Annotated in this window: 29 protein-coding genes and 2 tRNA genes; 13 read left to right on the top strand and 18 right to left on the bottom strand. The window is 62.5% G+C overall.

Annotated features, from left to right (window positions below):
• Positions 1-11: 11 nt before the first annotated feature.
• Both MUU56_RS03440 and MUU56_RS03445 read left to right on the top strand, forming a co-directional pair.
• A complete protein-coding gene (locus MUU56_RS03440) occupies positions 12-2,300 on the top strand; it encodes a phage tail tape measure protein (RefSeq protein WP_244765898.1) in 2,289 nt (762 codons plus the stop codon).
• 8 nt (positions 2,301-2,308) lie between these two features.
• Complete coding sequence (locus tag MUU56_RS03445; RefSeq protein WP_244765899.1) at positions 2,309-3,451, top strand: phage late control D family protein; 1,143 nt, start codon at positions 2,309-2,311, stop codon at positions 3,449-3,451.
• Between the two features lie 12 nt (positions 3,452-3,463).
• On the opposite strand, the gene MUU56_RS03450 is transcribed toward MUU56_RS03445, so the two are convergent.
• Positions 3,464-4,168, bottom strand: coding sequence for a hypothetical protein (locus tag MUU56_RS03450; protein ID WP_244765900.1), 705 nt, complete (start codon positions 4,166-4,168; stop codon positions 3,464-3,466).
• Positions 4,169-4,481: 313 nt separating this feature from the next.
• Here MUU56_RS03450 and MUU56_RS03455 point away from each other — a divergent pair, with 313 nt between their 5' ends.
• Positions 4,482-4,703, top strand: a complete 222-nt coding sequence (locus MUU56_RS03455; RefSeq protein ID WP_244765901.1) for a hypothetical protein — start codon at positions 4,482-4,484, stop codon at positions 4,701-4,703.
• Positions 4,696-4,989 (top strand): hypothetical protein, encoded by a 294-nt coding sequence (locus MUU56_RS03460; protein ID WP_244765902.1) that lies wholly within the window; start codon positions 4,696-4,698, stop codon positions 4,987-4,989. The genes MUU56_RS03455 and MUU56_RS03460 overlap by 8 nt, the downstream gene beginning before the upstream one ends.
• Positions 4,990-5,071: 82 nt before the next feature.
• Here MUU56_RS03460 and MUU56_RS03465 read toward each other — a convergent pair whose 3' ends face one another.
• Positions 5,072-5,377 (bottom strand): hypothetical protein, encoded by a 306-nt coding sequence (locus tag MUU56_RS03465; RefSeq protein ID WP_244765903.1) that lies wholly within the window; start codon positions 5,375-5,377, stop codon positions 5,072-5,074.
• A gap of 377 nt (positions 5,378-5,754) precedes the next feature.
• Between MUU56_RS03465 and MUU56_RS03470 the strand changes: the two genes are divergently transcribed.
• Together MUU56_RS03470 and MUU56_RS03475 are read left to right on the top strand one after the other, a co-directional pair.
• Positions 5,755-5,931, top strand: a complete 177-nt coding sequence (locus MUU56_RS03470) for a hypothetical protein (RefSeq protein WP_244765904.1) — start codon at positions 5,755-5,757, stop codon at positions 5,929-5,931.
• A 57-nt stretch (positions 5,932-5,988) separates the two neighbouring features.
• Entirely contained in the window at positions 5,989-6,312 is a 324-nt protein-coding gene (locus tag MUU56_RS03475) for a hypothetical protein (RefSeq protein WP_244765905.1), read from the top strand.
• Positions 6,313-6,407: 95 nt separating this feature from the next.
• Here the strand turns inward: MUU56_RS03475 and MUU56_RS03480 are convergent, their stop codons facing one another.
• From MUU56_RS03480 to MUU56_RS03495, 4 genes are all read right to left on the bottom strand, one after another.
• A complete protein-coding gene (locus tag MUU56_RS03480) occupies positions 6,408-6,857 on the bottom strand; it encodes a hypothetical protein (protein WP_244765906.1) in 450 nt (149 codons plus the stop codon).
• Between the two features lie 54 nt (positions 6,858-6,911).
• Positions 6,912-7,271: a hypothetical protein gene (locus MUU56_RS03485; RefSeq protein WP_244765907.1), complete on the bottom strand. Its 360-nt coding sequence runs from the start codon at positions 7,269-7,271 to the stop codon at positions 6,912-6,914.
• A gap of 322 nt (positions 7,272-7,593) precedes the next feature.
• Complete coding sequence (locus tag MUU56_RS03490; RefSeq protein ID WP_244765908.1) at positions 7,594-8,097, bottom strand: hypothetical protein; 504 nt, start codon at positions 8,095-8,097, stop codon at positions 7,594-7,596.
• Between the two features lie 10 nt (positions 8,098-8,107).
• Entirely contained in the window at positions 8,108-8,344 is a 237-nt protein-coding gene (locus MUU56_RS03495; RefSeq protein ID WP_244766008.1) for a helix-turn-helix domain-containing protein, read from the bottom strand.
• A gap of 121 nt (positions 8,345-8,465) precedes the next feature.
• Here MUU56_RS03495 and MUU56_RS03500 point away from each other — a divergent pair, with 121 nt between their 5' ends.
• The 3 genes from MUU56_RS03500 (at position 8,466) to MUU56_RS03510 (ending at position 9,555) form a co-directional block, all read left to right on the top strand.
• Positions 8,466-9,047 carry a hypothetical protein gene (locus MUU56_RS03500; RefSeq protein ID WP_244765909.1) on the top strand — a complete coding sequence of 194 codons (582 nt, stop codon included), beginning with the start codon at positions 8,466-8,468 and terminating at the stop codon, positions 9,045-9,047.
• On the top strand, positions 9,044-9,208 hold the full coding sequence (locus MUU56_RS03505) for a hypothetical protein (RefSeq protein ID WP_244765910.1): 165 nt from the start codon (positions 9,044-9,046) through the stop codon (positions 9,206-9,208). Before MUU56_RS03500 ends, MUU56_RS03505 begins: the two co-directional genes overlap by 4 nt.
• A gap of 273 nt (positions 9,209-9,481) precedes the next feature.
• A tRNA-Arg gene (locus MUU56_RS03510) sits at positions 9,482-9,555 on the top strand.
• Between the two features lie 666 nt (positions 9,556-10,221).
• Here MUU56_RS03510 and MUU56_RS03515 read toward each other — a convergent pair.
• A complete protein-coding gene (locus MUU56_RS03515) occupies positions 10,222-10,407 on the bottom strand; it encodes a hypothetical protein (protein WP_244765911.1) in 186 nt (61 codons plus the stop codon).
• Positions 10,408-10,598: 191 nt separating this feature from the next.
• Between MUU56_RS03515 and MUU56_RS03520 the strand changes: the two genes are divergently transcribed.
• Positions 10,599-10,787, top strand: coding sequence for a DUF2934 domain-containing protein (locus MUU56_RS03520; RefSeq protein ID WP_244765912.1), 189 nt, complete (start codon positions 10,599-10,601; stop codon positions 10,785-10,787).
• Between the two features lie 84 nt (positions 10,788-10,871).
• Here the strand turns inward: MUU56_RS03520 and MUU56_RS03525 are convergent.
• A tRNA-Pro gene (locus MUU56_RS03525) sits at positions 10,872-10,948 on the bottom strand.
• Between the two features lie 484 nt (positions 10,949-11,432).
• On the opposite strand from MUU56_RS03525, the gene MUU56_RS03530 reads away from it, so the two are divergent.
• On the top strand, positions 11,433-11,645 hold the full coding sequence (locus tag MUU56_RS03530) for a hypothetical protein (protein ID WP_133033291.1): 213 nt from the start codon (positions 11,433-11,435) through the stop codon (positions 11,643-11,645).
• A 157-nt stretch (positions 11,646-11,802) separates the two neighbouring features.
• On the opposite strand, the gene MUU56_RS03535 is transcribed toward MUU56_RS03530, so the two are convergent.
• From MUU56_RS03535 to MUU56_RS03560, 6 genes are all read right to left on the bottom strand, one after another.
• Entirely contained in the window at positions 11,803-12,333 is a 531-nt protein-coding gene (locus tag MUU56_RS03535; protein ID WP_244765913.1) for a MerR family transcriptional regulator, read from the bottom strand.
• Between the two features lie 127 nt (positions 12,334-12,460).
• Complete coding sequence (locus MUU56_RS03540) at positions 12,461-12,799, bottom strand: integration host factor subunit alpha (RefSeq protein WP_064329714.1); 339 nt, start codon at positions 12,797-12,799, stop codon at positions 12,461-12,463.
• Between the two features lie 222 nt (positions 12,800-13,021).
• A complete protein-coding gene (locus MUU56_RS03545; RefSeq protein ID WP_244765914.1) occupies positions 13,022-13,993 on the bottom strand; it encodes a beta-ketoacyl-ACP synthase III in 972 nt (323 codons plus the stop codon).
• Position 13,994: 1 nt separating this feature from the next.
• Complete coding sequence (plsX, locus tag MUU56_RS03550) at positions 13,995-15,053, bottom strand: phosphate acyltransferase PlsX (RefSeq protein ID WP_244765915.1); 1,059 nt, start codon at positions 15,051-15,053, stop codon at positions 13,995-13,997.
• Positions 15,054-15,170: 117 nt separating this feature from the next.
• On the bottom strand, positions 15,171-15,725 hold the full coding sequence (locus MUU56_RS03555) for a YceD family protein (RefSeq protein WP_244765916.1): 555 nt from the start codon (positions 15,723-15,725) through the stop codon (positions 15,171-15,173).
• 11 nt (positions 15,726-15,736) lie between these two features.
• Entirely contained in the window at positions 15,737-16,354 is a 618-nt protein-coding gene (locus tag MUU56_RS03560) for a ubiquinol-cytochrome C chaperone family protein (protein WP_398431736.1), read from the bottom strand.
• Between the two features lie 96 nt (positions 16,355-16,450).
• Between MUU56_RS03560 and MUU56_RS03565 the strand changes: the two genes are divergently transcribed.
• A complete protein-coding gene (locus tag MUU56_RS03565; protein ID WP_244765917.1) occupies positions 16,451-16,930 on the top strand; it encodes an outer membrane protein assembly factor BamE in 480 nt (159 codons plus the stop codon).
• 84 nt (positions 16,931-17,014) lie between these two features.
• Here MUU56_RS03565 and MUU56_RS03570 read toward each other — a convergent pair whose 3' ends face one another.
• From MUU56_RS03570 to ribH, 4 genes are all read right to left on the bottom strand, one after another.
• Positions 17,015-19,150 (bottom strand): sodium-translocating pyrophosphatase, encoded by a 2,136-nt coding sequence (locus MUU56_RS03570; RefSeq protein WP_244765918.1) that lies wholly within the window; start codon positions 19,148-19,150, stop codon positions 17,015-17,017.
• Between the two features lie 192 nt (positions 19,151-19,342).
• Positions 19,343-20,569 carry an MFS transporter gene (locus MUU56_RS03575; protein ID WP_244765919.1) on the bottom strand — a complete coding sequence of 409 codons (1,227 nt, stop codon included), beginning with the start codon at positions 20,567-20,569 and terminating at the stop codon, positions 19,343-19,345.
• A 14-nt stretch (positions 20,570-20,583) separates the two neighbouring features.
• Positions 20,584-21,066: a transcription antitermination factor NusB gene (nusB, locus tag MUU56_RS03580; RefSeq protein WP_244765920.1), complete on the bottom strand. Its 483-nt coding sequence runs from the start codon at positions 21,064-21,066 to the stop codon at positions 20,584-20,586.
• The gene (ribH, locus tag MUU56_RS03585; RefSeq protein WP_244765921.1) at positions 21,063-21,524 is read right to left on the bottom strand and encodes a 6,7-dimethyl-8-ribityllumazine synthase; all 462 of its coding nucleotides are present in this window, start codon (positions 21,522-21,524) and stop codon (positions 21,063-21,065) included. The genes nusB and ribH overlap by 4 nt, the downstream gene beginning before the upstream one ends.
• Positions 21,525-21,724: 200 nt before the next feature.
• Here ribH and MUU56_RS03590 point away from each other — a divergent pair, with 200 nt between their 5' ends.
• A complete protein-coding gene (locus tag MUU56_RS03590) occupies positions 21,725-22,228 on the top strand; it encodes a cupin domain-containing protein (RefSeq protein WP_244765922.1) in 504 nt (167 codons plus the stop codon).

Consider the following 22,228-nt stretch of genomic DNA (forward strand, 5'->3'; position numbering starts at 1 on the left):
GAGGCCGGTCAATGGCACAACTAAACAGCGTCCTCAAACTGACGCTTCTGGACCAGGTGACCGGCCCAGTCCGCCGCGTCTCCGGCGCCATCTCCGCCCTGAATCGCCAGCAGACCGCGATGATGGCACCGTTGAGGGGATTTGGTGCCCAAATGCTCGCCTTCGGCGCCGGCTACATTGGCGTATCGAAGGGCATCAGTTCGACAGTCGGCGCAGCGATGGACTTTGAGTCCGCCTTCGCGGACGTCAAGAAAGTCGTCAACGCCAGCGATGCGCAGTTCGAGGTGATGAGCCGCTCGATCCGCAAGATGTCGACCGAGCTGCCCTTGGCATCAACTGAGATCGCGCAGCTTTTTGCCGCCGCCGGCGAGTCTGGCATCGCGACGAACGAACTGCAATCCTTCGCCGAGATGGCGGCCCGCGTTGGCATCGCATTCGACATGTCTGCAGGCGAGGCCGGCGAAAGCCTGGCCAAGCTCAAAGCGCAGCTAGGTCTAACCGTTGCAGAGACCGGTGAGATGGCGGACGCCATCAACCACTTGTCCAACAACATGGCCTCGAAGGCCAAGGACATCACGGCCTACATGCTCCGCGTCGGCAAGTTCGCGGAGATGAGCGGGTTTGCCAAGGAACAAGTCGCCGCTATTGGTTCGGCGATGATTTCGGCGGGCGCGGAAGCCGAGACGGCTGGCACCGCCACGATGAACGTTGTCCGCAAGATGACGGCGGGCGAGTTCGCCAAGAAGGACCAGCAGGAGGCTGCGAGGGCGCTCGGGTTGGATCTTCCGACCCTCGCCAAGCAGATGAAGAAGGACGCGCCGAGGGCTCTGAAGACGGTGCTGAAGGCCATCGCCAAGGCGCCCGCTGAAAAGCAGATCGCACTGCTGTCCAAATTCTTCGGCGATGAAGCGCGGGCTTTCGCGCCACTTGTCGGCAACATCGGACTGCTTGACAAGGCATTCGATCTTGTTGCGGACCGCAGCAATTACGCGGGGTCGGCCTTCCGCGAATTCACGGCGCGTGCGGACACAACTGCCAACGCGCTGCAGATCCTTCGGAACAAGATCGGCTATGTCTTCGAGGATATCGGTCTAAGTTGGCTGCCCGCGCTGAAGGAGGGCATTGCTGACTTCGGGCACGTCATGGACACCCTGGACAGCCGTTTCACGATCTTCGACGAATTCAAGTCGCGGATAGGCGGATTCCTCTCCGGCCTCGGCCTGGGCGATGGAAAGGATGTTATCAAGGATATCCGCGATTTCATCTTTGGCGCGGAAGATGCCAGCGCCGCTGCCGACAAATACGGGCGGCTTTTCGGGCAGTTTCAGGAATACGGCAAGTCTCTTCGGGAATTTGCCAAGGACATTGCGGATAATCCGGTCGGTCGGTTCCTCGGCGACCTCGCCGGAAAGGGTTTCAAGCTGGCCCTTGCAGCGGGGTCGATCTCACTGGTGGCTGGCGCCATTACCGCCCTGGCAACTGGTCTCGCAAAAATAACCGGCATCACGACGGCTATCGGCATTCTGCGCACCGTAAGCAAGATCGGCGGGATTCTGAGCGACGTGAAGGTTCCAACCCTGCCGGGAGACAGTAAAAACAAGCCGGCCCCTGAAAAGCCAAGTAGCGGTGGAACGGGCTGGAAGGGTTTCTTGGCCCTTTTCCAGATGTTTGACGCTTATGCAAACATGCCCTCGACTAAAGAGGGTATCGAGGAACTGTACAAAAAGAACCGCGATGGTTCGAGCGGCTTCAACAAGTGGCTCGACAGCAAGATCACGACGCCATCCGAGTGGTTCCGCAACCGATTTGTCAACGATAACTCCAGCCATCCCTACCTCAACAAGGACTATGACGACGGCGGCCGCGAGTCGTCGCTCGATGCCTACCTCGGCAAGGACGGGACAAAGGACGTTCCGAGCACACCTGCCGGCTGGCCGTCCATCTTTGACAAGCGGTGGTGGTTCGGCGCGGCTGCTGACCCGAACTTCAATTCCCGGCAGCACTTTGGCGTGGAAACGAAGGCAGGGGGCGAGAGCGGCGGCTCGCCCCGCACCACCGGCGAAATGCTGGCTGGCCTCGACAAGCCCGTCACGTTGGATGGTCCTACGATTAGCCAACTTCTGCAGCCGAGCCGTGGCGTGCAGGACGTGCGGGTGACGAACAAGCAGGCTCCGGAACTTCGCCAGACGAACAACTTCTACATCACAGAGGTCAGCAACGCCAAAGACGTCGCCGCTGCCGTCATGTCGGATATTGGCCAGGCCTCAAAGGCTGCGGTCGAAGCGGCCGATACAGATTAGGAGCACCCATGCACCCCCAAGTCGAAATCACGGTCGACGGCAACCCTGTTGCCGGCGGCTTCTACGAGCGCCTTGTCTCTATTTCAGTAACAGACAAGGAAGGCGTCGCCTCTGACGCCTTTCAGATGGAATTGAATGACGGCCCGCCGCAGTTCCTTGCCCTGCCGCGCAAGGGCGCGATCGTTGACATTCGCATAGGCTACGGCGCGGCCCGCAGTCTGGGCACCTACGTGGTCGACAAGGTCAGCGCCAAGTGCCTGCCGTACTCGCTCTCGATTTCCGGTAAGGCCCGCGACATGCGGGACAGCAAGGCGAAGGAGCGCAAGGAGCGGCACTGGGACAAGAAGAAGGTCAAGGACATTGTGTCCGATCTCGCCGGCGACATGGGTCTTTCCGCTTCTGTCGATAGCGAAATCGGCGAGCATGAATACGAGTGGTTCGGCCAGCAGGACGAAACGCCAATCCATGTCCTGCGCCGCCTGGCCGAGCGCCACAATGGCCTCTTCAAGGTCAAGGACGGGCGGCTGATCTTCTCCAAGCGCGGATCCGGCAATGCGGCTTCCGGTTCGTTCATGGGCTCCGTCGTCGTCACGCCGCCGCGGATTATCCAAGGCACCTGCACCTTCGAGGCGAATGACCGCACGAAATACAAGAAGGTCGTCTCGTACTACGAGGACAAGGACAAGGCGAAGCGCGTCGAGGTCGAAGCGGACAGTGATGCCGACGGCGACAGCGTCTATCGCATCGCCGAGCCTTACGCAGACGCGGCAGAGGCCGACAAGGCCGCCCAGTCCAAGGCCAAAGACCTGAAGCGCGGCGAAGGCGCGGCGTCCGTCGCCGTCATCGGTGACACGGCGATCGTCGCCGGCGCACCGCTGCTGTTCGAGGGCGTGCGCCCCGGACTGGATGGCGTGCCGTACATCATCGACACGGCCACGCACACCTACAACAAGAAAGACGGCTACCGCACGGCCATCAGCGCCAAGCTCTACGACGGGTCGTCCGCGAAAAAGAAGAGCGGCGGGACGGACGGCGCTGCGAACGACAACACGCCGGATGGCAAGGTTGCAGACAATGCGCCCGACGGCACGCCGGCCACGCCGAGCGAGTGGAACAACACGCGCCGCTATGGGCGGACGGATGAGAATTAGCGGGCAATACGCTTAGTAGTGATGCTCTCTTTTAACTTCGAAACCTAGGTAAAACAGTACCTCAGCACCTAACCTTGAAAGCACTCTCCTGCTTACCTCTGGCTTTCCATTGTGGTCAAGTTTCGCCATTTTTAGGTCGTCTACACGAAAAATCTCATTTAGGAGTTTTAGCGTCACAAGGCCGTCGACAGCGTGGTTATAGTAAGTTCTCTTCGATACCTCTTCTTGTGGGGTTCCCATAGTCAAAGGCATCGAAGTTTCGAACACGTCGGCATGCAGTCTACGATACTCACTGTTCCAACCATTCTGTGGAAGGTATCCGACGAGTATGACTAGCTGGCGTTCATCAAGCTCTCTCAGGATCCAAAGTATCGACTTCGCGTCTGCGACTGCGATCTGCTCGCCGGATAATCCACGCGCGACAACAGATACGATGTAGTCTCGCCGTTGGTCGCTTACGGCCCGTGCGGATTGGAATGCCCCCTCCTCAAACAGGTCGATCTTCCATGGATCGGCAAGGTCCAGCGCGTCTGCTCGAGCAACAACGCCCTCCAGGCGTTCCGCAAGTGCTTTGACGTAGGCCTCCACGCGTGCCGACCTTTGATTGGGGATGAGAACAGTAACGATCTCGGCCAAGGCTGCTCCTACAAGAGGTACAGCGCCTAGCCCGCTCCGCGCAACCATAGCCACAACATCCGAAGCGTTCGTCCTCGGCATGCTGTTATCCTCTTCATTCGACATGAGGCCCCCATGAACACGCTTAGGCTGATCTCTTCTGTTCTACTCTACCCCGTTGCTGCATTGCTAGTCTACGGTCTCGCGCGGGTGGGTGAGCCCACCTCGATTTGGCTCGTTAGCCTCGTGGGTATGACACCACTTTGACGTTGCGTCAGTGCTCGGCAACGGTAGCAACCCGTTGCCGAGGTTGCCGACCTGGGGGTGGACCGCCGCCGGGATGCCCGACCCGCAGGGGTCGATTTTTGGCTGGAAAGGGACCCGACCGGGAGGGGGTATGATCCGAATTTCACACATGAACCGGCTGCCCGGCCGTGTCGCCTACACCTTCACAGCCGAGGTCGCTGGCTTGGTGCTGCCAGGCTGCGCCCTCATCCGGCGCGAGGATGGCTATGGATTGTCTGTGCCGCGGATCGGTGCGCCAGGCGAGACCAGGGCCGCGCCGTTGTCTGCGATCATGGAGGCCGAACTGCTGCGGGTGGCGGTGGCTCATTACAAGGAGAAAGAAAATGGTTGAGATCCGCAACATGCGCAAAGGTTCTCGCGCCGCCAGGGCGATATTCGATGTCGAAATCGGCGGGTGGACCATCCGCGGCTGCACTGTCGTGCAGCGTCCGGATGGCAAGCTCGCGGCTCGGCCGCCACTGCTGCGAGACGGACGCTGCGCCGTGCAGGTGCCGGCCGAATTGTGGCCCGCCTTCGTCCAGGATGGCCTCGCGGCATATCGGCGAATTCGCCGTGAGGAGAAGTGGGGCGAGGTCTGTGAGGGCGAGCAAGAGGCGTTGGCGGCGGCGGGGATTTAGTTATCGCCGAATCTCGCCTGGAACACCTCAACGGCTGACTTGGCAGCGCCTCGAAACGCCTCTAGCTTTTCCTTCTTGGGCATCAATCCCGCCCCATCTTCGCCAGCACGAAATCATTGGCCTCCCGGTTGCCGCACCGCGTGCACCGTAGCTTCCGCTCCAGAGTGATGATCATGCGCGTTCGCCCGTACCGTCGCGCCAGTTCCCAGCGATCGAGATATCCTGCGTGCTTGCACTGGAAGCACCGAGCGCCGAGCTCATACCACTCGGGGATATCCTGGAAGGCGACGGAATGCTGGCGACTGTTGACATAGACATTGACGCCGGTGAGCGTCGCCGGATCCATCGGATTGCCAGCCGTGATATCGATGCCGCGCCGGTGACGCATCACGGCCGTTCATACTGAGGCCTCCACCCACGGGCGTAACCCTTAGAGACGAGCGCAGAGGCTGTGTAGAGCTGATCGCGCAGGAAGTCCGCATCGGCCAGCAATTCGCGCACAGCGGCCCGTGCGTCGCCGCCGTAGGCCTCGATGACTGCGTCTATTTCTTGCTGCGGAGCGGCTTTCGTCGACATGGTGCACCTATAGGAATTGGGTCCGCTCGGCGGACTATGTTCCTATTTTGTTCTCATTTTGGGAGGAGTCAAGATGGAACCGGTCGTGCCGACGCCCGCATCCTGATTAACCTCAATTCTTTGGGTTAACGAGCTGATTGATTTGATCCAATCACGCTGCCAGCCGTATTGAGGGCAGGAGGTGATTTGATGAAGTATGAAACTGGCATGCACATCGTCTATGACGTTTTGAACAAGGGCGTCCTAGTCGAATTCCGCGGCAAGTCGCACTACTTGGCCGGCCCCTTCAAGACCCAGAAGGAAGCGATCAGCGCGGGTGAAGAGCTGTGCCGTAAGCTGGGCTGGGGAAAACCGGACGGCGCGTGAGGGGGTATTCGGGGACCGATGCCACTCCGGCCAGTCGGCCCGCCATTATCGATCCCGATGAACATCATGATCCGCGTGGGGGCCAGGCCGCTGACTATAAACCTCGACCGGCTCACGTTCTTTGGGCGAATCCACCACCGCATCTATCCGGGCGTCGGTATCGGCTGGGTCACCGGCCGTAGGCGTAGTCCTATTAATCTTGTAGCGGAACGATTCGATTTCCCTGTCCGAAAATCGCCGAGTTTCGCGGAGGGCGCACATTGCTTCTCCGATTATTTCGGCGTCGCTTGCCGGCTGACCGCCTTGGCCCGAAGCCCGAACCTTCACTGGAACGATCGCCAGGAGACGCTTCTCCCCGGCGGCAAAGACATCAACCGATAGATCGTGCATTCCCGGCCCCCGCGCTGGTAATGCCTAATCATACACGTTCAGCGGGTGTCGCCGTTTGATCTGCGTCATGGGAATACGAGACGTTTCTAGTCCAGCAGATCCACAATCTCCCATCCTTCAGCAGTCAACGCGGTCCAAAACCGCCCCTCTGCATCCTCCTCCATGGTCGCCCAGCCACGCAGCCGAAGGCGGCGGACCACATCCTTCATCTCGGCAGGGATGTCGTTGTAGGATCGCGGCCTTTCAGCGAGGAAACGCATTGCAAGGAATTGCGGTCCAGTAAGGCGAACGACCGGCTTGCTGGAGATGTACCTGGCCGCCCGCACCTGACGCCCTTGGTCGGTGATCGCGATCTTGATTTTCTTCCGGGGCTCGATGCGCATTTCGGCGAAACCAAGTTTCTCCAACTCCTGATAGGCGACCAAATCCGGGTAGGCGAGTCCGTCCATGACGATTCCGTCGCTCGTCGCCAAGCGATCGATGAGGTCGATCTGAGCAGGCGTTAGGCGGTATATGAGGATGGGTTTGGCGGGCATGGTCTATCTGGGTTGGACGGGCAAGCGCATGCCCCTACGGCAACGTGATTGTTCTTACTTACATCGAAGGCTTTTGATATCCTTGTCGCGGTCCTTGTAAAAACCATCCAAGCCCCCGGCTGTCCGGAATTCGTCTGCGACGCTGTAGATTTCCATCGGAATGAAGCCGTGGGAGATCATGAGCTTCCGCGCCTGCTCCTCGTCGTCGCTTAGTTGCCGGATGCGACTTAGCCACTTGCTGTACGGAGCTTTGGATGACCATCCGTACTCGCTGAAATGCGCCGTTTCCCGGAAACTCTCGACAGCCTTCGCCACTTCGTAGACCTCCCGTTCGTAAGCTGTGCAAGCCGCAGCGCTGGCCGTCATGCCGACCAGCAAAAATGCAGAGGCCGTCCCGGTGATCCTGGCGCCCATCATCCCCTCCCTTTAGGTCGCGCCATCATCGCACCGCGATGCAGGGTTGTCGAGGACCAGTCCCGACTCTAGTACCACTGTCCGACCGCCCAGAAGCAGGCGGCAGACAGAATGAGAATAGCGATGCAGTACCCGGTCTTCTGAAGCATGACTTCTCCTCTCTCGGGAAAAATGCTTCAATACAACTCGACTGTCGATCCTCGAATGTTGCCTATTGCGCCTGTTGATGACGCGCTTGTCGCGGAAGGATTCGACGGTATGCGCAGATTTGCGCATACCGCTCAACGCAATTTTGCACCGAGTGATTTCAGGGGGATGGATGTCAATCCGAGTCGGGAATGCCCAACTTCGCCATCCTGGCTAGCCTCGCTTCCCGCTTCTTTCGCATCGCCTCCTTGCGCTCCGGCGTCCAGAAATCCGGGTCCTTCATTTTGTGGCTGATGCGCTTGGACTTCGGGAGCTTCGGTGGAGCGACGGGCTCGTAGACTGGAGGCGGCTGGCCAGGCGGGCTGGCCCTTACAAAATTGGTGTAGCGCACGGAGATGACATCGAAAAGATCGTCGGCCTCCTGCGGTTCGATCGATTGGACGATGATGAACCAAGCGATCCATTCCGAATCTGAAGCCTCCTCGATGTGCCGCACGAAGTAGCGTCCTACTACTTCCGCGATCGACGTGCCAACACCATCAATCGTAAGAGTAATCCGGTCGCCGAAACCAGGAACGGTGTTACGCAAATCAGACAGAGCGTACTCGCCTTCGATATGAAATTTGCCGTCTTCCTGCCGTTCCAGAAAGTACACCATATCGTCAACGATGTTCGGCATGGCGACTACGCTACTCCTGCCGATCCCTCAGACGCACGCCAGGGCCGTTGCCGTTCTGGTCGATGAAGATGACGCCGGCCGTTTCAAAGCATCTTCTGAGAACGTCCAGCGTTGCGTGTTGGGGAGCGGACCTGCCGCTCTCAAAGTTACGGATCGTCGCATTGCCGATTTTGGACTGAACGGCAAGCTGCTGCTGTGACCAGTCTAATAGCGCTCTGGCTGCGCGGCACTGAGAGGGTGTCAACATATTCAAGAGATACCACGTTACGGGAAAAATAGATAGAGCTAGCGATTTTCGCTTGCCTTGGCGAAAATCATCGTTTATCGCTATGTATATCGAAAATCGCTAGCCCGCAACGAGGTGTCCCATGCCGAAACGAAACACAGTTAATGAACCGTCACCAGCCGACCTCAGCGAGGCCTACCTCCAATGGCTTCACATGGAGGCTCGCATCCTCCGGATCGAGCTCTACGGTGACAACTATGCCGACCGGGAGTGGACGCCCTGCAATACGTTCACTCAGCATTACCACTTCAAGGGCGGTGACTGGCGCGCGCTTCCACAGCCGTCGACGCGCGCCACTTCAGTGCTGCGGATCGTCGGCGCGGACATTCCCCGCCATAAGACGGCCTATGACCGCTGGCGCGCTGCGGTGGCGGCACTGGACGGAGCGGACAAGGCCACGGCTGGAAAGGGCGACCTTTCGTCGTTCTACCACGGTCCTGCCCACGAACTAAAAAAGGCCGAAGCGCTGGATGCGGTAGACACAAATGATGTCATGCTTCGGATCGCCGGCGCGATCTACTGGATGACGGATGGCGATGATCCCAAGGCTGCAGAAAACTTGCTGATGCGCGCCTTACGCGGTCTGGCCGCAATGACAAGCGCCGATACCGAGGCGATGCGGCTGGACTTCTACGTGTCGAGCCTGCTCGAGGACGCAGCATGAACATCCAGCGCCATCAGATTGAAAAGGCCATCGACGTGCTAATCGCCCTCCTCGACGCCGCTGATGGCGATCCAGACATCGAGGACGACGAGCGGGAAGAGGAAACCGACCACGACCTGAACGAGCCCTATGCCGGCTGCCACGCGGAGTATTTTGCGTGACCTACTTGGACCTTTACGAACCCGGCACGATCGTCCCGGTTGAAGAGCGGCACAGTCTTCACGGCCGGCAAGTTCTGGCCCGAGTTGCCCGGCGTCGATCTAATGGCTGACGGCAAGCGGATCCTCACGGTGAGCGAGCAGTGGCTCAGGGATAACGTCGAGAGCATCCGGTTTTCGATAGAACCGCCGAAGAGTGAGGCGCCTGCCGAGATCCAGGAGCCGCGCTGGAAGCGCCGTCCCGATCCATACAGAGGCGGGAGCTTCTGACCTCCCGGCCCGCTGGCGCAACTGGATGGCGCACCGGCTTTCTATCCTGGAGGATCCCGGTTCGAGTCCGGGGCGGGCCACAAGTTTTCGCCCCGACCGTAGTCATGTCCGGTCGGGGCGGTGCCGCGCGCTGCAGCTCCTCGCTTGGTGACGCGCGGCCTTTTCACACCACAGGCCAGCCGGGCACCACCGCTCCCAGATTCGCGGCCGGCTGGCCGACCATTCCACGATGTAGTATCGCTGGTTTATGCGCGGCCACCAACCGGTTGCAGCCCATTGCCGCAGCGCCGTGCACGGAGCCGCTCGCCTGAAAAGGCGAGCGGCTTTGTTTTTCTCCAGGTGCCTTACCGCGCAAGCCGCGGTCAGCTCACGATGGACCGACACCGGTTCCAAAGGTGCTCAGCATCGCCGGGCTCCTCCCGGAAAAGGCGGATTACGGTAAGGGCAATCGCATCGATGTCGTGGTCCGCATGCCTTTTCAGCCGTGCGACGACATCTCGCATAACAGCAAGATCGTCCGGCTCAAATATTCCGGCTTGAGGTAATAAATGCGGGAGATCCATGGCGAGCTCCCTTCCTTGTTCAGGGCGAAAGGAGTCACCTTACCGCCGACAGCGCCCTGGTAATCGGCTGTCAGTGATGCAATTGTGCGCCTATAGCGTGACAATTGCAAGGCGAGCAGTGTACTTGCTTTCTATCTATATTAGATGTTGAATATACGGCGTGTTGCTGGTCAGACGATTTACTTACCGCTGCTTTTCACCGGCGCTCTTGCCGTCAGAGCTCCTGGAGCGCTCGTCAAAGCGATCGGCGCCCTTCGCGAGGTCCGAGCCCTTCTCAGCCTCAACCTTGCGCTCCTCGGCCCGTGTAGCCTTGTGGAGGCCTCTTGCGCCATCTTTGCCCTTCTCGGTGGGTGCGTTCTCAATCGCCATTGCGTGATCTCCTGTGGGGCATGAGGAACGACTACGGATCGCGGTGGTTCCAACCGAGCAGGAACAAGAACAGAGGCGGGCACGTTTGACCCCAAACGGAAAAGGAGACGCACAATGAACAACATCATCTATCTCGTCGGCTTGGTCGTGGTCGTGATCGCCGTCCTGTCGTTCTTCGGGCTGGGCTGATCATGGACGACGAACGCGAAAGGCGGATCAAGGCGCGCGCCTTCGAACTCTGGCAGCGCGAAGGTTCGCTCGACGGCCGATCGCTGGGGCACTGGCTCCAGGCAGAACGGGAAATACAAGAAGAGGAAGAAGCCGAAGCTGCGAGTCGGCATGAGGGCGGTCTGGCTGCAGCGGCGAACCCGACGCATTGAAGCGCCCTGCCCTGCTATTGGCTACAATATGGCTACAATTTTTGTAGCCAGAAGACGTACCGGTATCTAAGTCTTTGATTTTAATGGTCGGAATGGCGGGATTCGAACCCACGACCCCTTGACCCCCAGTCAAGTGCGCTACCGGGCTGCGCTACATTCCGGACCGCGCAAACCCCTATAGTCTCGGGCATTTGGATGCAAGCCCAAAAATCAAAGGCGGGAACGAAAGTGGGGAATTGTCTTGCTGGCAGGACGTTGCGGGCGTTCAAACGCCCAGGACTTGGTGGCACGCCCCGGATCAAGCGGGCGGGCGGAGTTCCAGCCCGTCGTGGGCTGCAGCCACCGAAAAGTGCAATTTTTTTCGCAACCGTACCGGAAACGCCGAATCAGACCTTCCCCCGAATTAGACGAAAGTCGTAGGATGCCTCTGCTCGCTTGTCATTTGCGAGCACTCCCCCGCGTCACTGAGAGCCAAGCGTGACGCTTGTTTGCCCCGCCACCGTGCGGGGCCTTTTCCTTCTGCCACTCCGTTTCGCGCGCTTGACTCTGCGGCGCATGAGAACATAATAGGAACAAAGGCGAAGGCCTGCTTATCTCGATCCCGGAAATCCCCGATTTTCTGTGGCACCACAGGAGAATGCCGACGTGCGACCGCTTCCCGAGTACGAAGCACAGACTGAACCGAAGGAGGACGATGCCGTATGCGCCGCCCTTGCCTGGCATGACGGCGATGCGCGCGCGACGATCGCGACGCTGCTGGCCGATTGCGCGCATCTGCGGCGCCAGCTCGAACTGACCCGCTCGGCGATGGGGCGCGGCTTCGTGCGCGGCTGGGAGCCGATGCAGCAGCGGGATTGACGCAGCCCCTTCATGGCGGTGAAGCATGCTGCCCGGATGCGGATGGAGCGGACCGAACCTGCAGCATGACGGCGCCGGCGGATGCTGGATCGCTTGGGCCGGGTTGCCCGGCAATGGGCGGCCGGCGACCAGGACGCGCTGGGCGCCCGGAAAAGGCTCAGCGCACCTGGTCGAGCAGACGCTTGCATTCCAGGAGATCGTAGAGCGCTTCCTGCAGGAGCGCGCGGTCTTCCTTGCCGACGCTGGTCTTGCCGATCGAGATTTCCGGCGTTTCGTCGCCGCCGCCGACGAAGGAGAAGAAGCGACGGCTGGCCGGCGCCTTGGCGCGGCCGACGATCTGGTCCTCGTCGCTGCCGGCCTTCGGCGGGGTCGGCTCCTCGTGGCTGGCGGCAGCCAGCGCCTCGACGGTGGCAAGGTCCCCGCTGGCGATGGCGGCGACGAAGCGGTTGCCGTTGACCTTCAGGAGCTTCTGCACGCCCTTGATCGTGTAGCCGTGGTCGTAGAGAAGATGGCGGATGCCCTTCAAGAGATCCACGTCCTCGGGCCGATAGTAGCGGCGCCCGCCGCCGCGCTTCATCGGCTTGATCTGCGTGAAACGCGTCTCCCAGAAACGCAGCACATGCTGCGGCAGGTCGAGATCGTCGGCAACCTCGCTGATGGTGCGGAAAGCATCCGGACTCTTGTCCATTCTACCCTCGATGAAAGCGCGCGCACGGCCAGCGAAAGGCGCTGCCGAATCGTATTCATTTCAGCGGGTTGCCGGACGATATTCAAGTTTCAAATTGCCGAATCGCCGGCTATAGGCAGAAAATCGCTCAGGAAGCGGGCGAAGCCGGCTTCTGTTTCGCCTTGCGCGCGAGATGGGCCTTCAGCACCCGCTGCTTGAGCACGTTGGACGCCTTGAAGGTCATCACCCGTCGCGGCGAGATCGGCACTTCCTCGCCGGTCTTCGGGTTGCGGCCGATGCGCTCGTTCTTGTCGCGCACCTGGAAGGTGGCGAAGGAGGAGAGTTTCACGCTCTCACCCCGCACGATGGCATTGCAGATCTCGTCGATCACGGTTTCGACAAGCTCTGCGGATTCGGTCCTCGAAAGGCCGACCTTCCGAAAAACCGATTCGGCCAAATCTGCGCGTGTCACCGTCTTGCCGCTCATCGTTCCTCACCGATTTCCCATTGAAAGCCTATGGTTAAGTGGCGGAAGAGTATTGTCCTTGCCCCTGCGGGTCAAGCGGCCCTGCGCCCTGATGCGGGAGAGACCGTTTCACCCGCGGCCGGCCGGCGTTCCCGCATGGCAAAGGGGGGCCGGAGCCGGCCCTTTCCCGCGTCCCCTTTGCCGAAAGCCGCCCTCTCCCAATGGGCGGGCGCGTGGAAATGGCTACCAGCGCAGCAGCACCGCGCCCCAGGTGAAGCCGCCGCCCATGGCCTCCAGCAGCACGAGGTCGCCCTCCTTGATTCGGCCGTCGCCCGCCGCCGCGGCCAGCGCCAGCGGGATAGAGGCGGCAGAGGTGTTGCCGTGCAGGTCGACGGTGACGACGACTTTTTCGAGCGGAATGCCGAGCTTCCTGGCCGAACCGTCGATGATGCGCTTGTTCGCCTGATGCGGCACCAGCCAGTCGATGTCCTCGGCGGCAAAGCCGGTGGCGTCGAAGGCCGAGACGATCACGTCGGTGATCATGCCGACCGCATGCTTGAAGACCTCGCGGCCCTCCATGCGCAGATGGCCGACCGTGCCCGTGGTGGACGGGCCGCCGTCGACATAGAGCTTTTCGCGATGAGCGCCGTCGGAACGCAGCTGCGCCGTCAGGACGCCACGGTCCTGGTTGGTTCCCGCCCCGTCCGCGGCTTCCAGCACGATGGCGCCGGCGCCGTCGCCGAAGAGCACGCAGGTCGTGCGGTCGGTCCAGTCGAGGATGCGCGAGAAGGTTTCCGCGCCGATGACGAGCACGCGTTTGGCAAGGCCGCCGCGGATATAGGCGTCGGCGGTCGTCACCGCATAGACGAAGCCGGAACAGACGGCCTGCACGTCGAAGGCGAAGCCATGGTGCATGCCGAGGCGGTTCTGGATGTTGACGGCGGTCGCCGGGAAGGTGTTGTCCGGCGTCGAGGTGGCAACGATGATGACGTCGATATCGGCGGCCGTCAGGCCCGCCTTGTCGAGCGCGGCGCGCGCGGCGGCCTCGCCGAGCGATGCGGTCGTCTCGCCCTCCCCGGCGATGTAGCGCTGGTGGATGCCGGTGCGCTGCACGATCCACTCGTCGGACGTGTCGACCATGCTTTCCAGTTCGGCATTGGTGAGAACCCGCTTCGGAAGCGCCGCTCCGAAACCGCGGACCACTGAACGAATCATTCTATACCTCGTCGGTCATGCCCTGGGCGGCCCCTTCGACGGGGCGGCCGGCATGATACTTCTGCAAATCTCTTTCGATCTTGTCCTTGAGGCCGTTGCGGGCCATGTCGTAGCCGACATCGACGGCGGCCGCGAAGCCCTCGGCATCCGTGCCGCCATGGCTCTTGATGACGATGCCGTTGAGGCCGAGGAACACGCCGCCGTTCACCTTGCGCGGATCCATCTTCTCGCGCACCCGGTCGAAGGCGCTCTTGGCAAGGATGTAGCCGAGCTTGGCCATCCAGGTGCGCGACATGGCGGCGCGCAGGTATTCGGCGATCTGCCGCGCCGTGCCTTCCGCCGCCTTCAGTGCGATGTTGCCGGCAAAACCTTCCGTGACCACCACGTCCACCGTGCCGCGACCGATATCGTCGCCCTCGACGAAGCCGTAATAGTCAATCGTGTCGAAATTGGCCTCGCGGATGAGCTGGCCGGCGGCCTTCACCTCTTCCTGGCCCTTGATCTCCTCGACGCCGACATTGAGCAGGCCCAGCGTCGGCTTGTCGATCTCGAACAGGGCGCGCGCCATGGCGCCGCCCATCAGCGCGAAATCGAAGAGCTGGTTCGCATCCGCGCCGATCGTCGCGCCGATGTCGAGCACGATGCTCTCGCCCCTCAAGGTCGGCCAGATGCCGGCGATCGCCGGGCGCTCGATATTGGCCATCATGCGCAGGCAGAATTTCGACATGGCCATCAGCGCGCCGGTATTGCCTGCGGAAACGGCGACATCGGCCTCGTTCTTGGCAACGGCGTCGATCGCCTGCCACATGGAGGACTTGCCGCGGCCGCGGCGCAGCGCCTGGCTCGGCTTCTCGTCCATGGCGACGGCGACGTCGCAATGGTGGAAGGTGCTGGCGGCCTTCAGTTTCGGATGCTGCGCCAGGAACGGCTCGCATTCGGCGGCGTTGCCAAAAAGCACGAAGCGGATGTCGGGATGACGCTCGAGAGCCTTGGCTGCGCCCGGGATAGCGACCTTGGGGCCGAAATCGCCACCCATGACGTCGACGGAAATTCTGACCACGCGTGTCTTGCCTTAATTCTTGTTTTCCAGGGGCAGAAGGCTGCCGCGGCGGAATTCGGTCAAAATACCGCTTTTCGCCGGGGGCACAACTGAATTATCGGGCGTCTCAGGAGCCGTTCAGTCTTTTTTCCAGTCCTTCAGAACGGCAAAAGGCGACGGTTTTTTGTCGTCCGCGTCGGTGCTTTCGATATGGCCGGAAAAGCCCGCACCGGACTTGCGCGGATAGGGATCGATGGCGAGCGCCACATGTTCGGCGGCGACCACGCCGGCATCGATCGTGTCGCCCGTAAAGACCTCCGGGGCATCCGGGCCGTCCGGATCGAGCAGCATCTCGCCGGTCTCGGTCGCGGCCGGAAGCCGCGCCAGCTTGGAGCCTTCCGGCACGAAGACGACCTCGACCGGCTCGTCGATATGCGCCTCCACCGGATCGAGCGTCACCACGCAGGCCTGCACGATGTCCGCCTCGACGTGGCCCTTGAGCCGCACGCCGTCGCGCTTCCAGCGCATGACCTGGAAGGTGGCGGACAGCGTCTTCACCTCCAGCACGGACCAGAGTTTCGCCAGCCCCGCGCGCTCCTCGGCATCGGCACTCAGCGTCACCTCGACCGGGTTGCCGGAGATATGCCCCACCTTGACCGGATAGGAAAACGGCGTGTCGTCGTCTTTCGTCATTCTCGTCCTTTTCACCGCCCTAGGGTGTGTCCTTCATGACCGGGTTCCGCCACGGCCAGCGCGCCGACCGCGATCGCATCCTCGCCGACAGCCATCATCGCCTGTTCGGCGGCAAAGAGATAGGAGGCTAGCCCCGCCATGGAGGGCGCGCCTTCACCCGCTTCGGGATAGATATTGCGCCGGAGCGCATTCGCAAGCCCGTCCCGGTCGCCGGAATCGAGCGCCGCCGCGTAGGATTCCAGCCGGCCGTAGAACATGCCGGCGAACTTCTTCATGCGCTTCGGCACGCCGACATCGCCGACCCCGAGCTCGCGAATCGAATGGTCGACGTCCTCGAAGAAGGCATCGACGATCTCCTGGGCGATCTCCTGGCCGGACGTGCCGCTTGCGCGGGTGCGCCGGAAGTAGAGGATCAGCATTGCCGAGAGCATCTCGAAGCGCCCCATCACCGTGTCAGGAACATCAAGCGCTTCATAGAGATAGGGATGGCGCGCCGCCTGTGTCAGCGTCGCGTACTGCCTTTCGACAATACGCCGGTTGCCGTTTTTTTTGCCGAACAGGCCGAAAATCATCATAAAGCCTAGTTTTGCCCGATTCAAACCATGGAGCCGTCGCAAGTCATGTTGCATGACGGTCGAAGCTGGTTTACCGAAGCAGGCATGAATTGCAATGGCTGCGCGGCCATCACAGTCCCGGGGATGTTGTTGAAGAGAGATGCTCTGAACATGAAGCTGTTGCGTAACGCCGCCATTGCCATCGCGCTTTCCTCCTCCGTTCTCGCAGGCTGCCAGGGTCCCGGCGAAGTGCTGCACCAGGGGTATGTCGTCGACCAGGAAACTCTGGCGCTGGCACCGGTCGGCTCCTCGCGCGAGCAGGTCCTGCTCTCGCTCGGCTCGCCGTCCGCGACCGCGACCTTCGACAACGAGGTCTTCTACTACATCTCTCAGAAGCGCACCCGCCCCGTCGCCTTCATGAAGCCGAAGGTCGTCGAGCAGAGCGTTCTCGCCGTCTATTTCGACAAGGACGGCGTGGTCGAGCGCCTTGCGCACTACACGCTGAAGGACGGCCGCGTCTTCGACCTGATCTCCCGCGTCACGCCGACCGGCGGCGTGGAGCTCACCTTCCTCGGACAGCTGCTACGCGGCTCGGGCGGTGCGCCGGGCGCGGCGATCCAGAACATCTTCGGCGGCGGCGGCCCGAAGTAAGGGGCCTCCGGCCACTCCCGGAAACAAGAAACCGCGGGGATCGCTCCCCGCGGTTTCTTTTTGCCTGCCGACCGGCGGTGCCGGTCAGGCGAGGATGGCCAGCAGCAGCAGCGCCACGATATTGGTGATCTTGATCGCCGGGTTGACCGCCGGGCCTGCCGTGTCCTTGTAGGGATCGCCCACGGTGTCGCCGGTGACGGAGGCCTTGTGGGCTTCCGAGCCTTTCAGGTGGCGGGTGCCGTCCTTGTCGACGAAGCCGTCCTCGAAGCTCTTCTTGGCATTGTCCCAAGCCCCGCCACCGGAGGTCATGGAAATCGCCACGAAGAGGCCGTTGACGATGACGCCGAGCAGCGAGGCACCGAGCGCGGCAAAGGCCGAGGCCTTGGAGCCGGAGATGAGCAGCACGCCGAAATAGACGACGAGCGGCGCCAGCACCGGAAGCAGCGAGGGCACGACCATCTCGCGGATCGCCGCCTTGGTGAGGATGTCCACCGCGCGCCCGTAGTCCGGCCGTTCGGTGCTTGCCATGATGCCCGGCTTCTCGCGGAACTGCCGGCGCACCTCCTCGACGATGGAGCCCGCCGCACGGCCGACGGCCGTCATGGCGATGCCGCCGAAGAGATAGGGGATGAGGCCGCCGAAGATCAGGCCGGCGACGACATAGGGGTTGGAAAGGTCGAAGGAGATCGTGCCGATGCCGGCGAAGTAGGGATACTTGTCCCCGTTCGCGGCGAAGTAGGCAAGGTCGTTCGAATAGGCGGCGAAGAGCACCAGCGCGCCGAGACCGGCGGAACCGATCGCATAGCCCTTGGTGACGGCCTTCGTCGTGTTGCCGACCGCGTCGAGCGCGTCGGTCGACTTGCGCACTTCCGGCGGCAGGTGCGACATCTCGGCGATGCCGCCGGCATTGTCGGTGACCGGGCCGAAGGCGTCGAGCGCCACGATCATGCCGGCAATGCCGAGCATGGCGGTGACGGCGATGCCGGTGCCGAAGAGACCGGCCAGCTGGTAGGTCGCGATGATGCCGCCGACGATGACGATGGCCGGCAGCGCGGTCGATTCCAGCGAGACCGCGAGGCCCTGGATGACGTTGGTGCCGTGGCCGGTGACGGAGGCCTGCGCGATGGAGTTCACCGGGCGCTTGTTGGTGCCCGTATAGTATTCGGTGATCACCACGATGAGCGCCGTCACCACGAGGCCGAGAAGGCCGCAGATGAAGAGGTTCGTTCCCGTGATCTCCGCGCCCGCGACCGTGCCGATGGCCCCCCAGCCGATGGTGAGCGAGGTGGCGGCGGCAAGGCCGACGATCGACAAGAGGCCCGTCACGATGAGGCCCTTGTAGAGCGCGCCCATGATGGAGCCGTTCGTGCCGAGCTTGACGAAGAAGGCGCCGACGATCGAGGTGATGATGCAGGCGCCGCAGATCGCCAGCGGATAGATCATCACGCTGGAAAGAACCGGCGTGCCGGCAAAGAAGATCGCCGCGAGGACCATGGTGGCGACGACGGTCACCGCATAGGTCTCGAAGAGGTCGGCGGCCATGCCGGCGCAATCGCCGACATTGTCGCCGACATTGTCGGCGATGGTGGCCGGGTTGCGCGGGTCGTCTTCGGGAATGCCGGCTTCCACCTTGCCGACGAGGTCGCCGCCGACATCCGCACCCTTGGTGAAGATGCCGCCGCCGAGACGGGCGAAGATGGAGATCAGCGAGGCGCCGAAGCCGAGCGCGACGAGCGCGTCGATGACCTCACGCGAGGCCGGCTCCTGACCGAGCAGGCCGGTGAGGACCCAATAGTAGATCGACACGCCGAGCAGCGCGAGACCGGCGACAAGCATGCCGGTGATCGCACCCGACTTGAAGGCGATGTCGAGGCCGGAGGACAGGCTGACGGATGCGGCCTGCGCCGTGCGCACATTGGCGCGGACGGACACATGCATGCCGATGAAACCGGCGGCACCCGAGAGCACGGCGCCGATCAGGAACCCGATGGCAGCCGTAGCGGAAAGCAGCAGCCAGGTGCCGACGAAGACGACGACCCCGACGATGGCAATGGTCTTGTACTGCCGGGTGAGATAGGCCTGCGCCCCTTCCCGGATATAACCTGCAATTTCCTGCATGCGGGCATTCCCCTGATCGGCGGCAAGCACCGACCGTGTCGCCCAGATGGCATAGACCACCGAGAGCAACCCGCATGCGATAACGCCCAACAATATGGTCATTTCGCTCTGTCCTCCTTGGAGGCCGCGGGGTCCTCTCCCCGCAGCCGATATGCGTCCGCTCCCGCTTGCCTCCTCACAAGACGGGAGCCGGCGCGGGGCCAGAGTGCGTTTGCGAATCGGTTGCGTCAAGCCGCTGCACTGCGGCAAGCGGCGCGCTGCGCTGGATTTTTCGACGTCGGACGGCGGACGGGCTCAGGCAGCCGCGCGGCGGCTGCGCAAAAGCAGGAGAAGCACGAGCACGAGGCTCACCCCGGTGATCGGCCAGAACATCAGGTTGATCGTCTGCCAGCCATAGGCGTTGAACACCTTGCCGGAGGAGAAGGAGGCGAGCGCCACCGTGCCGAAGAGGATGATGTCGTGGAACCCCTGCACCTTGTCGGCCTCGTGCGGCTTGTAGCTGGAGGCGACGATGGCGGTGGCGCCGATGAAGCCGAAGTTCCAGCCGACGCCGAGCAGGATCAGCGCGCCCCAGAAATTCCAGAGTTCGAGGCCGGCATGGGCGACCGCCGCGCAGGCCATGAGGATGAGGAGGCCGGCGGCGACGACCTTTTCCGTGCCGAAGCGCTGGATCAGCATGCCCGTGAAGAAGCTCGGCGCGAACATGGCGAGCACATGCCACTGGATGCCGAGCGTCGCCAGCTCGGGCGAGAAGCCGCAGCCGATGACCATGGCCAGCGGCGCGCCGGTCATCATGAAGGTCATCAGGGCGTAGGAGGATATGCCGCAGATCATGCCCGTCATGAACCGCTGGGTCAGCACGATCTCGCCGAGCGGCCGCGTCGCCTCCCCCGTCGCGACGGCCGCCGCCTTGTGGTCCGGCAGGCGCAGGAACAGGAAGAGGCCGATGGCGGCAAGGCAGAGCGGGGCCAGCGCCACGAAGGCACCGGCAAACAGCACCGGCTCGAACAGGTCCTTGGTGAGGATGACCACCTGGGGTCCGAGCACGGCGGAGATGACGCCGCCGGCGAGAATCCAGGAAATGGCGCGCGGCTTGTAGAAGGACGGCGAGGCATCGGCCGCCGCGAAGCGGATCTTCTGGGCAAAGCCGCTGGAAATGCCGACGAGCACGAAGCCGACGGCGAAGAGCCAGAAATCGCCGCGAAACAGCGCGATGGCGGCCAAGAGGCCGCCCCCCGCGCCGACGAGCGCGCCGACGATGAAGCCATAGGTGCGCCCGAGCATGCGGGCCGCGATGGCGACGAGCACGGCGCCGAGCGCCACGCCGACATTGAAGCCGGTCAGCGGCGCGGTGGCGAGCGACTTGTCCGCGCCGAGCAGGTTGTAGCCGGCAAGGCCGCCGATGGAGAAGACGATCGGCCCGGCCGAAGCCAGCAAGGCCTGCGCAATCGTCAGGAGGAAGACGTTGCGGCGCGCAGCCGAAAGTTCGTGTTCAAGACCTTCGACCGTGCCCGTGCTCATGTCACCCTGCCAACCTACTTGCGTGTGTCCGGCCGAAGCTGCCTGGCGATGCGGTCGAGCACCGCATTCACCAGCTTCGGCTCGTCATCCTCGAAGAACGCCTTGGCGATCTCGACATATTCCGTGACGATCACGGCGACCGGCACGTCCTTGCGCTCCTTCAGTTCGAAGGTGCCGGCGCGCAGGATGGCGCGCACGGTGGAATCGAGCCGGGACAGCGCCCAGTCGTCCTGCAGCGCCGCGCCGATCATCGGGTCGAGCAGGCGCTGGTCGCGCACGACGCCCGAGACGATGGAGCGGAACCAGGAGGCATCCGCCTTCAGGTAGGTGTCGCCGTCCAGCTCCTGGCCGAGGCGATGCATCTCGTATTCGGCGACGATCTCCAGGACGCCGGTGCCGCCGATATCCATCTGGTAGAGCGCCTGTACGGCGGCAAGACGCGCCGCGCCGCGCTGGTTGGCCGGCTTCACCGGCTGCTGGTCCCTGTCCGTCGTCACTGTTCGCCGCCCAGTTTCTTCTTCAGATCGATCATGGTGAGCGCCGCGCGGGCCGCAAAGCCGCCCTTGTCGCCTTCCGTGCGGCGGGCGCGCGCCCAGCCCTGCTCGTCGTTCTCGACCGTCAGGATGCCGTTGCCGATCGGCAGGGCCTCGCTGACGGACAGGTCCATCAGGGCACGGCTCGATTCGTTGGCGACGATGTCGAAATGGTAGGTCTCGCCGCGGATGACCATGCCGAGCGCGACGAAGCCGTCATACCAGGTGCCGCCGTTTTCCATGCCGTCGAGGGCCATGGAGATGGCGGCGGGGATTTCGAGCGCGCCCATGACGGTCACGATATCGTAGGTGGCGCCGGCGGCATCGAGCGCATGCTTGGCGCCGTCGAGCATCGCATCGGCCATGTCGTCGTAGAAGCGCGCCTCGACGATGAGGAGATGGGGATTATCGGTGTCGGCCATGAATCACCTGAAAATTGGAGGCAGGCCACGCATCAGCGGGCAGAGGCGGCGGTCAAACCACGACGGACGGAGCTTGGCAAGCATTTTCCGCCGCCTGCGGCGATTTCGGTGCCCCGGCACGCCGGCCCACCGCGCGCCGCGGGCTTGACACATCGGAACAAAATGCGAACGATACGTGCCCGACACGAGGAGACAGCCCGATGAACGCGCACAACCCGCCGATCGTCAACCTTGCCAAGCTGACGCTCGAGCACTGGACGCAAGGCACGCTCTATGAATCCCGCGACACGGCCTTCGGCGCCCTCCTCGGCCTGACGGCCCTCGGCATCGGCTATGGCGAGGTGCCACCCGGCAAGTCCGGCTGTCCCTTCCATTGCCACCATGTCGAGGAAGAGCTGTTCGTCATCCTCGAAGGCCACGGCACCTATCGCTATGGCGACGAACGGCGGCTGATCGGCCCCGGCGACGTGCTGGGCGCGCCGGCCGGCGGACCGGAGACGGCGCACCAGATCCTCAACACCGGCACCGTGCCGCTGAAATACCTCTCCATCTCGTCCATGGCGGCGACGGAGATCTGCGAATATCCCGATTCCGGCAAATTCCTCGCCAAGACGCGCGCCCCTACCGGCGGCCGCACCGAGTTCCGCACCATCGGCCGCACGAGGGAGGCCGTCGACTACTGGGAGGGCGAGCCCGGAGCCTGA

The organism is Shinella yambaruensis, from assembly GCF_022899355.1.
Classification (GTDB): domain Bacteria; phylum Pseudomonadota; class Alphaproteobacteria; order Rhizobiales; family Rhizobiaceae; genus Shinella; species Shinella yambaruensis.

What these genes read in the sequence shown, in the direction of transcription:
- MUU56_RS03475 (WP_244765905.1), top strand. Translation starts at nt 5,989, where the DNA reads ATGAACATCATGATCCGCGTGGGGGCCAGGCCGCTGACTATAAACCTC.
- MUU56_RS03505 (WP_244765910.1), top strand. Translation starts at nt 9,044, where the DNA reads ATGAACATCCAGCGCCATCAGATTGAAAAGGCCATCGACGTGCTAATC.
- MUU56_RS03445 (WP_244765899.1), top strand. Translation starts at nt 2,309, where the DNA reads ATGCACCCCCAAGTCGAAATCACGGTCGACGGCAACCCTGTTGCCGGC.
- MUU56_RS03520 (WP_244765912.1), top strand. Translation starts at nt 10,599, where the DNA reads ATGGACGACGAACGCGAAAGGCGGATCAAGGCGCGCGCCTTCGAACTC.
- MUU56_RS03470 (WP_244765904.1), top strand. Translation starts at nt 5,755, where the DNA reads ATGAAGTATGAAACTGGCATGCACATCGTCTATGACGTTTTGAACAAG.
- MUU56_RS03500 (WP_244765909.1), top strand. Translation starts at nt 8,466, where the DNA reads ATGCCGAAACGAAACACAGTTAATGAACCGTCACCAGCCGACCTCAGC.
- MUU56_RS03575 (WP_244765919.1), bottom strand. Translation starts at nt 20,569, where the DNA reads ATGAGCACGGGCACGGTCGAAGGTCTTGAACACGAACTTTCGGCTGCG.
- MUU56_RS03490 (WP_244765908.1), bottom strand. Translation starts at nt 8,097, where the DNA reads ATGCCGAACATCGTTGACGATATGGTGTACTTTCTGGAACGGCAGGAA.
- MUU56_RS03555 (WP_244765916.1), bottom strand. Translation starts at nt 15,725, where the DNA reads ATGACGAAAGACGACGACACGCCGTTTTCCTATCCGGTCAAGGTGGGG.
- MUU56_RS03480 (WP_244765906.1), bottom strand. Translation starts at nt 6,857, where the DNA reads ATGCCCGCCAAACCCATCCTCATATACCGCCTAACGCCTGCTCAGATC.
- MUU56_RS03570 (WP_244765918.1), bottom strand. Translation starts at nt 19,150, where the DNA reads ATGACCATATTGTTGGGCGTTATCGCATGCGGGTTGCTCTCGGTGGTC.
- MUU56_RS03465 (WP_244765903.1), bottom strand. Translation starts at nt 5,377, where the DNA reads ATGCGTCACCGGCGCGGCATCGATATCACGGCTGGCAATCCGATGGAT.
- MUU56_RS03545 (WP_244765914.1), bottom strand. Translation starts at nt 13,993, where the DNA reads ATGATTCGTTCAGTGGTCCGCGGTTTCGGAGCGGCGCTTCCGAAGCGG.
- MUU56_RS03565 (WP_244765917.1), top strand. Translation starts at nt 16,451, where the DNA reads ATGAAGCTGTTGCGTAACGCCGCCATTGCCATCGCGCTTTCCTCCTCC.
- MUU56_RS03560 (WP_398431736.1), bottom strand. Translation starts at nt 16,354, where the DNA reads ATGCAACATGACTTGCGACGGCTCCATGGTTTGAATCGGGCAAAACTA.
- MUU56_RS03440 (WP_244765898.1), top strand. Translation starts at nt 12, where the DNA reads ATGGCACAACTAAACAGCGTCCTCAAACTGACGCTTCTGGACCAGGTG.
- MUU56_RS03455 (WP_244765901.1), top strand. Translation starts at nt 4,482, where the DNA reads ATGAACCGGCTGCCCGGCCGTGTCGCCTACACCTTCACAGCCGAGGTC.
- MUU56_RS03485 (WP_244765907.1), bottom strand. Translation starts at nt 7,271, where the DNA reads ATGGGCGCCAGGATCACCGGGACGGCCTCTGCATTTTTGCTGGTCGGC.
- MUU56_RS03540 (WP_064329714.1), bottom strand. Translation starts at nt 12,799, where the DNA reads ATGAGCGGCAAGACGGTGACACGCGCAGATTTGGCCGAATCGGTTTTT.
- ribH (WP_244765921.1), bottom strand. Translation starts at nt 21,524, where the DNA reads ATGGCCGACACCGATAATCCCCATCTCCTCATCGTCGAGGCGCGCTTC.
- MUU56_RS03460 (WP_244765902.1), top strand. Translation starts at nt 4,696, where the DNA reads ATGGTTGAGATCCGCAACATGCGCAAAGGTTCTCGCGCCGCCAGGGCG.
- MUU56_RS03450 (WP_244765900.1), bottom strand. Translation starts at nt 4,168, where the DNA reads ATGCCGAGGACGAACGCTTCGGATGTTGTGGCTATGGTTGCGCGGAGC.
- MUU56_RS03515 (WP_244765911.1), bottom strand. Translation starts at nt 10,407, where the DNA reads ATGGCGATTGAGAACGCACCCACCGAGAAGGGCAAAGATGGCGCAAGA.
- MUU56_RS03495 (WP_244766008.1), bottom strand. Translation starts at nt 8,344, where the DNA reads ATGTTGACACCCTCTCAGTGCCGCGCAGCCAGAGCGCTATTAGACTGG.
- MUU56_RS03535 (WP_244765913.1), bottom strand. Translation starts at nt 12,333, where the DNA reads ATGGACAAGAGTCCGGATGCTTTCCGCACCATCAGCGAGGTTGCCGAC.
- MUU56_RS03590 (WP_244765922.1), top strand. Translation starts at nt 21,725, where the DNA reads ATGAACGCGCACAACCCGCCGATCGTCAACCTTGCCAAGCTGACGCTC.